Annotated in this window: 10 protein-coding genes and 4 tRNA genes; all 14 read left to right on the plus strand. The window is 58.3% G+C overall.

Annotated features, from left to right (window positions below; all coding sequences use genetic code 11):
• Window positions 1–3 precede the first annotated feature (3 nt).
• The 14 genes from cydB (at window position 4) to AB5Y93_RS15480 (ending at window position 8056) form a co-directional block, all read left to right on the plus strand.
• Window positions 4–1140 carry a cytochrome d ubiquinol oxidase subunit II gene (gene cydB / locus AB5Y93_RS15415; RefSeq protein WP_010672870.1) on the plus strand — a complete coding sequence of 379 codons (1137 nt, stop codon included), beginning with the start codon at window positions 4–6 and terminating at the stop codon, window positions 1138–1140.
• A gap of 14 nt (window positions 1141–1154) precedes the next feature.
• Entirely contained in the window at window positions 1155–1271 is a 117-nt protein-coding gene (cydX, locus tag AB5Y93_RS15420) for a cytochrome bd-I oxidase subunit CydX (protein ID WP_005331536.1), read from the plus strand.
• Window positions 1258–1569, plus strand: coding sequence for a cyd operon YbgE family protein (locus AB5Y93_RS15425; protein ID WP_039039483.1), 312 nt, complete (start codon window positions 1258–1260; stop codon window positions 1567–1569). Before cydX ends, AB5Y93_RS15425 begins: the two co-directional genes overlap by 14 nt.
• 286 nt (window positions 1570–1855) lie before the next feature.
• Complete coding sequence (gene ybgC, locus AB5Y93_RS15430) at window positions 1856–2263, plus strand: tol-pal system-associated acyl-CoA thioesterase (protein ID WP_010672872.1); 408 nt, start codon at window positions 1856–1858, stop codon at window positions 2261–2263.
• A complete protein-coding gene (tolQ, locus tag AB5Y93_RS15435) occupies window positions 2253–2939 on the plus strand; it encodes a protein TolQ (RefSeq protein ID WP_010672873.1) in 687 nt (228 codons plus the stop codon). Before ybgC ends, tolQ begins: the two co-directional genes overlap by 11 nt.
• Window positions 2939–3385: a protein TolR gene (gene tolR / locus AB5Y93_RS15440; protein WP_010672874.1), complete on the plus strand. Its 447-nt coding sequence runs from the start codon at window positions 2939–2941 to the stop codon at window positions 3383–3385. Before tolQ ends, tolR begins: the two co-directional genes overlap by 1 nt.
• A gap of 5 nt (window positions 3386–3390) precedes the next feature.
• Complete coding sequence (gene tolA / locus AB5Y93_RS15445; protein ID WP_042014603.1) at window positions 3391–4521, plus strand: cell envelope integrity protein TolA; 1131 nt, start codon at window positions 3391–3393, stop codon at window positions 4519–4521.
• A gap of 92 nt (window positions 4522–4613) precedes the next feature.
• Complete coding sequence (gene tolB, locus AB5Y93_RS15450; protein WP_010672876.1) at window positions 4614–5939, plus strand: Tol-Pal system beta propeller repeat protein TolB; 1326 nt, start codon at window positions 4614–4616, stop codon at window positions 5937–5939.
• A 48-nt stretch (window positions 5940–5987) separates the two neighbouring features.
• Complete coding sequence (gene pal, locus AB5Y93_RS15455; protein WP_010672877.1) at window positions 5988–6512, plus strand: peptidoglycan-associated lipoprotein Pal; 525 nt, start codon at window positions 5988–5990, stop codon at window positions 6510–6512.
• A gap of 157 nt (window positions 6513–6669) precedes the next feature.
• Window positions 6670–7479 (plus strand): tol-pal system protein YbgF, encoded by an 810-nt coding sequence (gene ybgF / locus AB5Y93_RS15460; RefSeq protein WP_214005823.1) that lies wholly within the window; start codon window positions 6670–6672, stop codon window positions 7477–7479.
• A gap of 174 nt (window positions 7480–7653) precedes the next feature.
• A tRNA-Lys gene (locus AB5Y93_RS15465) sits at window positions 7654–7729 on the plus strand.
• A 32-nt stretch (window positions 7730–7761) separates the two neighbouring features.
• Window positions 7762–7837 (plus strand) — tRNA-Val (locus tag AB5Y93_RS15470).
• Window positions 7838–7885: 48 nt separating this feature from the next.
• Window positions 7886–7961, plus strand: a tRNA-Lys gene (locus tag AB5Y93_RS15475).
• A 19-nt stretch (window positions 7962–7980) separates the two neighbouring features.
• Window positions 7981–8056 (plus strand) — tRNA-Val (locus tag AB5Y93_RS15480).
• Window positions 8057–8058: the final 2 nt, after the last annotated feature.

Here is an 8058-nt window from a genome sequence, read left to right on the forward strand (position 1 = left end):
CCCATGTTTGATTACGAACTGTTGCGTCTGGTCTGGTGGGTGCTGGTCGGCGTGCTGCTGATCGGGTTTGCCATCACCGACGGTTTCGATATGGGGGTGGGCGCCCTGCTCCCCTTCGTCGGCAAGAAGGATGTGGAGCGTCGCGTGATGCTCAACACCATGGGGCCGCACTGGGAAGGCAACCAGGTCTGGCTGGTGACCGCTGGTGGCGCCCTGTTCGCCGCCTGGCCCATGGTCTATGCGGCGGCCTTCTCCGGCTTCTACATTGCCATGATCCTGACCCTGATGGCGCTGTTCTTCCGTCCGGTCGGCTTCAAGTACCGCTCCCTGCAGGAAGACGCCAAGTGGCGCTCCAACTGGGACTGGGCTCTGTTTGCCGGTAGCGCCATTCCCCCTGTCATCTTCGGGGTGGCGTTCGGCAACCTGCTGCAAGGTGTACCGTTCAGCTTCAACCAGTTCCTGATGATGACCTATCACGGCAACTTCTTCGGTCTGCTCAATCCGTTCGGTCTGCTGGCCGGTCTGGTGAGCCTCTTCATGATCATCACCCAGGGTGCAACCTGGCTGATGATGAAGACCGAAGGTGAAGTGCTGGCGCGCTCTCGCACCGCCGCCATGATCTTCTCCTTGCTGACCCTGGTGCTGTTCGCCCTGGCCGGTGTCTGGGTGAGCGGCATGGATGGTTATGTGATTGTGGGCTCCGTCGCCACCGACGCCGTCACCAACCCCCTTCACAAGGAAGTGGTGGTGCAGGCCGGTGCCTGGATGCAGAACTACAACCTCTATCCCTGGATGATTGCTGCACCCGTGCTGGGTCTGGTGATGTGTCTGCTGACCGCCGTGGCGGCCAAGCTGGACAAGGGGTGGGTGGCGTTCCTGTTCTCCTCCCTGGCCATCGCCGGCATCATCCTGACCGCGGGCTTCTCCATGTTCCCGTTCGTGATGCCCTCGAGCCTCGAGCCGTCCCAGAGCCTGACCATGTGGGATTCCACCGCCTCCTTCAACACCCTCAAGGTGATGACGGTAGTCGCAGTCGTCTTCGTGCCGACCGTGCTGGCTTACACCATCTGGACCTACATCAAGATGTTCGGCCGGGTGAGTAACAAGCACATCGAAGACAACCAACAATCGCTCTACTAAGAAGGTGCCCTGATATGTGGTATTTCACCTGGATCCTGGGGCTGCTGCTGGCCTGTGCGTTTGGGATTATCAATGCGCTCTGGCTGGAGCACACCGAGAACCTGGATCGTCAGATTGATGAAGACAAGTGACAGGCTCGCCCGGCTGGCCGCTCCTCTGGAGCGCCAGCCATGGCAAGGTCTGATGCTGCTGGCGGCGGCCCTGCTGGCTGTCGCCATCTTGCAGGCGCCCAACCTGGTCGCGGCCAACACCAGTGAGCACGGCCTCTGGCTTGCGCCCTGGCTGATGTGGGCGGTCTGTTGCGGTGTCATGCATGGACTGGGGTTTCACCCGCGCAGCCTGGTGGGCCGCGTGCTGTTCTTCCCCTGGCTCGCCCTGCCCAGCCTGCTCTGCGGGCTCTGGCTGACCAGCAGCTACTACCTGCCATAAATGATGAAGGAGGTCGGCATGAGCCCACCTCCTTCTTCTTTTTTGAGGGACGTGCCGCCGCCCGGTCAGAGCGACAGAACCTCGCTTGTCACGCCGCTCGCAGCCACTTCTCTTGTCCGCTTTTCTTGTGATGCTGACAGCCCTGTGGTCTTCGGCCTGTCGGCGCCGCAGCACGCCATAAAAAACAGGGGGAGAGGGGATTTCCCTGTCTCCCCCTGCTTCTTTCCTATTCAGCCCTGCGCTATGATAGCCCCCCATCTGACTGTCGAATGGATCACAGATTTTTATGGGGGAAGTCTCTGAGTTTCCGGTGCGTGTCTACTACGAAGACACGGATGCCGGAGGCATCGTCTACAACGCCAATTATCTCAAGTTTATGGAACGGGCCCGCACCGAATTCCTGCGCGCAGGCGGCATCGAACAGGATGTCCTGCTGCAGGCGGGGATCGCGTTTGTGGTGAGTCGCACCGAAATCGACTTCCGCGCGGCTGCCCGCTTCAATGAACTGCTGACCGTAATGACGCAAGTAACTGAAGTGAAACGCGCTTCCATGCGTTTTTCACAGCAGATCCTGGCGGCTGATGGACGGCTGATCACTCAGGCCATGGTACAGATCGCCTGTGTCAGTCATCCGCAAATGAAACCTGTTGCAATACCTGAAAAAATCAAGGGAGTGCTGTTAAGTGCACGCTGAAATTTCGTTTATTGGCCTGTTCTGGCAAGCCAGTCTGTTGGTGAAACTGGTCATGATGACCCTGATGGGCATGTCGGTCGTCTCCTGGGCGCTGATCATCCAGCGCTCCAAGGCCATCAAGGCGGCCAACCTCGCCTCGGAGCAGTTTGAAGACAGATTCTGGTCCGGGGTCGACCTCAATCGTCTCTACCAGGAGTCCTCCTCCCGTCGTGACGACATCGAAGGCATGGAAGACATCTTCTACTCCGGCTTCAAGGAGTATGCCCGCCTGCTCAAGGCCGGTGCCCGCGGTCAGGATGCGGTGATGGACGGTACCTATCGCGCCATGCGCGTTTCCCTGTCCCGAGCAGTGGACGATCTCGAGTCCAACCTGCCGGTCTTGGCGACCATCGGCTCCATCAGCCCCTATATCGGTCTGTTCGGTACCGTCTGGGGGATCATGAACGCCTTTATCGCTCTGGGTCAGGTTCAGCAGGCGACCCTGCAGATGGTGGCACCGGGTATCGCGGAGGCGCTGATCGCCACCGCCATGGGTCTGTTTGCCGCCATCCCGGCCGTTATCTTCTACAACCGCTTCACCAACAAGGTCGAACGGCTGGAAAACGCCTACGCCAACTTCATGGACGAGTTCACCACCATTCTGAACCGCCAAATCGCACAGCAGGGTGAGAAGTAATGCAAACCTATCAGCGGCTCAAACGCAAGAAGGTCGCCGAGATCAACGTGGTGCCCTATATCGACGTCATGCTGGTGCTGCTCATCATCTTCATGGCGGTCACGCCCGTGATCACGCAGGGGGTCAAGGTCGACCTGCCCCAGGCGGAGTCCGAGCAGTTGCCGGAAGACTCCAAGCCGCCTTTCATCGTCAGCGTCAATACCGAGGGTGAGTACGTCATCAAGGCCGGCGAGGCGGATGACGAGCCCGTACCGAGCGGCACCCCAGAGGCGATGCAGCAGTACATCACCGAGAAGGCCATGGGCTATCTGGCCATCAACCAGAACGCGCCCGTGGTGGTCGCCGGTGACAAGTCCGTGCGCTACGAGGAGGTGATCCTGCTGATGGTGGCCCTCAAGAAAGCCGGTGTGCCTCAGGTTGGTCTGATGACGGATCCGGTGAACTGACGGAGATGGATGTGAAGCGTGGTATTTCCGGTTATCTCGTCGCGTCGCTGCTGCTGCATCTGATCATCGGCATCATCCTGCTGGTCGGTGTCGACTTCAGCAAACCCAAGCGCCCCGAGTCCAAGGGACAGATCGTCAATGCGGTCATGATGGACAGCGAAATGCTGGAGCAGCAGATGCAGCAGGTCCAGCAGCAGAAGCAGGCCCAGCCCAAGGCTGCACAGCAGCAGAAGGACAAGGAAGACGCTGAGCGCGTCAAACGCGAGCTGGCACAGGAGCAGGAGCGTCTGCGTATCGCCGAGACCAAGCGCAAGCAGGCCGAAGAGGCGACCCGCAAGGCCGAAGCCGACAAGCAGAAGAAAGAGGCTGAACAGAAGCAGGCGGAAGAGAAGGCCCAGAAAGCCGAGGAAGCCCGCAAGCTGGAAGAGCAGAAGACCAAGAAGGCCGAAGCCGAACGCAAGGCGGCGGAAGAGGCCAAGGCGCTGGCGCTCAAGAAGAAAAAAGAAGAGCTGGAGAAGAAGCAGGCTGAAGAGAAGGCCAAGGCGGAAGAGGCCAAGGCCAAGAAAGCGGAAGCCGAGAAGAAGGCCAAGGCCGAAGCCGAGAAAAAGGCGAAGGCGGAAGCCGAGAAGAAAGCCAAGGCCGAAGCCGAGAAGAAGGCGAAGGAAGAGGCTGACAAGAAGGCAAAAGCTGACGCAGAGAAGAAGGCGAAGGCCGAGGCTGACAGAAAGGCCAAGATTGAGGCGGAGCGCAAGCGCAAGGCGGCCGAAGAGGCCAAGTTGCAAAAAGAGATGGAAGCCATGATGGAGCAGCAGCTGGCCGCCGAGGCCAATGCGCGCAGTCAGGCAGCATCGGCAGCCGCCAAGGGCGAGGTCGACAAGTATGCCGCCCTCATCAAGGCCACGGTCGAGCGCTACATGATTTTGGATCCCACCATGCGGGGCAAAACATGTACTATCGGTGTCAAGTTGGCCAGTAGCGGCTTCGTCATCTCGGTGGACAACGGTCAGGGTGATCCGGCGGTCTGCCGCTCCGGCAAGGCGGCGGTGCTGAAGGCCAACCAGTTGCCGGTGCCGAAGGATCCGGCGGCATTCGAGATGTTGAAGGAGTTTAACCTCAAGTTAGAACCGAGCATCTAAGCGTGATAGAACGGGGTCAATGACCGTGGTTGGCAGCATCTGCTGATAAAGGGATTTCACCTCTCATTTTTTTGGAACAGAGTATTTAAGCCATGATAAGAAAAGTGTTTTTTGCTTTGGTTGGCTGCCTTCTGCTAGGCCAGAGCGCTCAGGCGGCCTTGGACATCGTCATCACCGGCGGTATCGACAGTGCGCGCCCCATCGCCATCGCCCCCTTCAAGTGGGAGGGCAATGGCCAGTTGCCGCAGGATATCGCGGAAGTGGTCTCCAACGACCTGATGCGCAGCGGCAAGTTCAAGCCGCTGGCCCGTGGCCAGATGCCGCAGACGCCGAGCACCAGCGGCGAGATCAACTTCGCACCCTGGGCTTCCCAGGGGGTCGAAGCCGTGGTGGTCGGCTCCATCGCCGCCGTGGGTGATGGCACCTACAAGATCAACTTCGAGCTGGTCGACGTCCTGAAAGGCCAGCTGGCCAAGACCCAGGGCGGTGAAGCGAACGGTTACATCCTGGACAGCCGCATGGCGACCATCCCGGGTGCCCAGATGCGCCAGTTTGCCCACCGCATCTCCGACATCGTCTACGAGCGTCTGACCGGTGAGCGTGGTGCCTTCCTGACTCGTCTGGCCTATGTCTCCGTGCAGCAGGGCACCCAGTTCCCGTATCAGCTGCGGATCTCCGACTACGACGGCTACAACGAGAAGACTCTGTTGCGCTCCCGTGAACCCCTGATGTCCCCGGCCTGGTCGCCGGATGGCAGCAAGCTGGCTTACGTGAGCTTCGAGAACCAGAAGTCCGAGATCTATGTGCAGGACATCTACACCCAGCAGCGCAGTCTGATCACCAGCTTCCGTGGCATCAACGGTGCGCCGGAGTGGTCTCCAGATGGTCGTCGTTTGGCTATTGTCCTGTCCAAAGATGGGCAGCCTGACATCTATGTCGTTGATGTTGCTAGCAAGCAACTCACTCGAGTCACAAATAACCGCACCATCGACACCGAACCCTCCTGGATGCCGGACGGTCAAACTTTGCTGTTCACCTCTGAACGTGGTGGCAAACCCCAGATTTATAGCGTAAATTTGGCGACTGGCATGACTCGCCGGATGACCTGGGAAGGGGATTCCAACCAGGGGGCATCCATCACACCGGACGGCAAGTCCATGGTGATGGTGACCCGGGTTCAGGGACAATATCGCATCGCTCGCCAGGATATGGAAAATGGAGCCATGCTGGTACTGACCCAGAGTGCTCTGGATGAATCGCCAAGTGTGGCTCCCAATGGCAGCATGATCATTTATGCCACCATCTATCAGGGTCGTAAGAGTCTCGCATTGGTGTCGACCGACGGTCGCTTCAAGGCAGTGCTTCCGACCAGTAGCGGTGAAATTCGTGCACCAGCTTGGTCGCCCTTCTTGAATTGATAAAAATCGATTGTTTTTTGTTTTGTTATAAAGGTTTAAGGAAATAGCATGCAACTCAATAAACTGCTCAAGGGTCTGGCCATCGCACTGCCACTGTTCACCCTGGCTGCCTGTAGCTCCTCTTCCGACTCCGACGCCGCTGGCGCCGAGTCCGGCATGACCGACGGCATGGGCGGTGTACAAACCGGCGGCGCCAACGGCATGTTGTCCCCGGAAGAGCAGATGCGTCAGAAGTTCGAAGCGCTGCAACGCGACAACGTGATCTACTTCCCGTACGATGGTTACGACATTCAGGGTCAGTACGCCGACCTGCTGGATGCCCACGCCAGCTACCTGCGTGAACGTCCGAGCGTCAAGGTACTGATCGAAGGCCACGCCGACGAGCGCGGTACGCCGGAATACAACATCGCGCTGGGTGAGCGTCGTGCCAAGGCTGTTGCCAAGTATCTGCAAACCCTGGGTGTGCAGGCCGAGCAGCTCTCCATCGTCAGCTATGGCGAAGAGAAGCCGCTGGATCTGTCCCACACCGAGGAAGCCTTTGCCAAGAACCGCCGTGCGGTCCTGGTTTACTAAGGTTTGAGTCGAACGAAGTTCGTTTATATGCAAGCGGCCATTTCGATGGCCGTTTTATTTGCACTAAACGTCAAGGTTTGATCCGAATGAAATCTGTATCAGCGAGCGACTATGCGCTGACCGTTTTATTTGCACTAAACGCTAAGGTTTGATCCGAATGAAATCTGTGTACAAGCAAGCTGGTGTTGCGCTGGCCGTGTTGGTTGCTTTGAATGCGCAAGCAGCGGCACCCGTGAGCGATCTGAGCGGGGATTCTGGCAGCAGCAGCGTGGTGCTGAGCGGCAACAATGGTGCCATCGTACCGACCGGCAGCCTGGAAGACCGGGTTGCTCTGCTGGAGCGTACCCTCAACGCCCGTCTGCGTCTGCAGGCCGAACTGCAGCAACAGGTCGACTCCCTGCAAGGGGAGGTCTCCGAGCTGCGTGGTCAGCTGGAACAGCAGACCTACCAGATGGAGCAGTCCCAGGAGCGCCAGCGCCAACTCTACCAAGAGCTCGACAAGGTGGCCAACAGCCAGCCTGCCGCCGCGCCCGCAACACCTGCTGCAGGTGCTGCAACGCCTCCTGCCGCGGCAGCCAACTACTCCACCAACCAGGATGAGAACCAGGCCTACGACGCGGCCGTGAACATGGTGCTCAAGGAGAAGAACTACGACAAGGCCATTCCTGCCTTCGAAGGGTTCATCAAGCAGTTCCCGAACTCCAGCTATGTTCCCAATGCCCACTACTGGCTCGGCCAGCTGATGTTCAACAAGGGCGACAGGGCGGGGGCCGCGAGCCAGTTCTCCACGGTGGCGAACAAATACAGCAAGTCACCCAAGCGGGCCGATGCCCTGCTGAAACTCGGCATGCTCGCCCAGCTTGACGGCAAAAAAACAGAGGCCAAGGCCTTCTATGAGCAGGTGATCAAGGGTTACCCCAACACCTCGCCGGCCCAGCTGGCCAAACAGAGTCTGGCCAAGCTGTGATATTGCTGCATGTCACTGTTTTCGTAACACTCTTGTAAAGAACTCTCTGCTTTGTATGCGCAGTGAACAATCAGATTTAATTTAAGATTTTTCTATTGCGCCAGGATGATAAATCCGTAATATAGGCCGCCGTCAGAGCCGGAGCAGTAATGCAGTCGGCACTGGTCGTGGTGAGGGTCGTTAGCTCAGTCGGTAGAGCAGTTGACTTTTAATCAATTGGTCGCTGGTTCGAATCCAGCACGACCCACCATTTCTTCACAGCAGGTGAAGACAATATTCCCAGGTCGTTTAGCTCAGCTGGGAGAGCACCTCCCTTACAAGGAGGGGGTCACTGGTTCGAGCCCAGTAACGACCACCATGTTGTAACGCTGGCCGCCACATGCGGTTGGTGAAAAGTTCAGGATGTGGGTCGTTAGCTCAGTCGGTAGAGCAGTTGACTCTTAATCAATTGGTCGTAGGTTCGAACCCTACACGACCCACCACTCTGAACATTGAATCCCAGGTCGTTTAGCTCAGCTGGGAGAGCACCTCCCTTACAAGGAGGGGGTCACTGGTTCGAGCCCAGTAACGACCACCATG

Source organism: Aeromonas sp. R10-1 (assembly GCF_040908465.1).
Classification (GTDB): Bacteria; Pseudomonadota; Gammaproteobacteria; order Enterobacterales; family Aeromonadaceae; genus Aeromonas; species Aeromonas caviae.

Bases quoted from the DNA above. Each gene is read 5' to 3' on its own strand.
- tolB (WP_010672876.1), top strand. From the start codon at position 4,614: ATGATAAGAAAAGTGTTTTTTGCTTTGGTTGGCTGCCTTCTGCTAGGC.
- tolA (WP_042014603.1), top strand. From the start codon at position 3,391: ATGGATGTGAAGCGTGGTATTTCCGGTTATCTCGTCGCGTCGCTGCTG.
- ybgF (WP_214005823.1), top strand. From the start codon at position 6,670: ATGAAATCTGTGTACAAGCAAGCTGGTGTTGCGCTGGCCGTGTTGGTT.
- pal (WP_010672877.1), top strand. From the start codon at position 5,988: ATGCAACTCAATAAACTGCTCAAGGGTCTGGCCATCGCACTGCCACTG.
- cydX (WP_005331536.1), top strand. From the start codon at position 1,155: ATGTGGTATTTCACCTGGATCCTGGGGCTGCTGCTGGCCTGTGCGTTT.
- AB5Y93_RS15425 (WP_039039483.1), top strand. From the start codon at position 1,258: ATGAAGACAAGTGACAGGCTCGCCCGGCTGGCCGCTCCTCTGGAGCGC.
- tolR (WP_010672874.1), top strand. From the start codon at position 2,939: ATGCAAACCTATCAGCGGCTCAAACGCAAGAAGGTCGCCGAGATCAAC.
- cydB (WP_010672870.1), top strand. From the start codon at position 4: ATGTTTGATTACGAACTGTTGCGTCTGGTCTGGTGGGTGCTGGTCGGC.
- ybgC (WP_010672872.1), top strand. From the start codon at position 1,856: ATGGGGGAAGTCTCTGAGTTTCCGGTGCGTGTCTACTACGAAGACACG.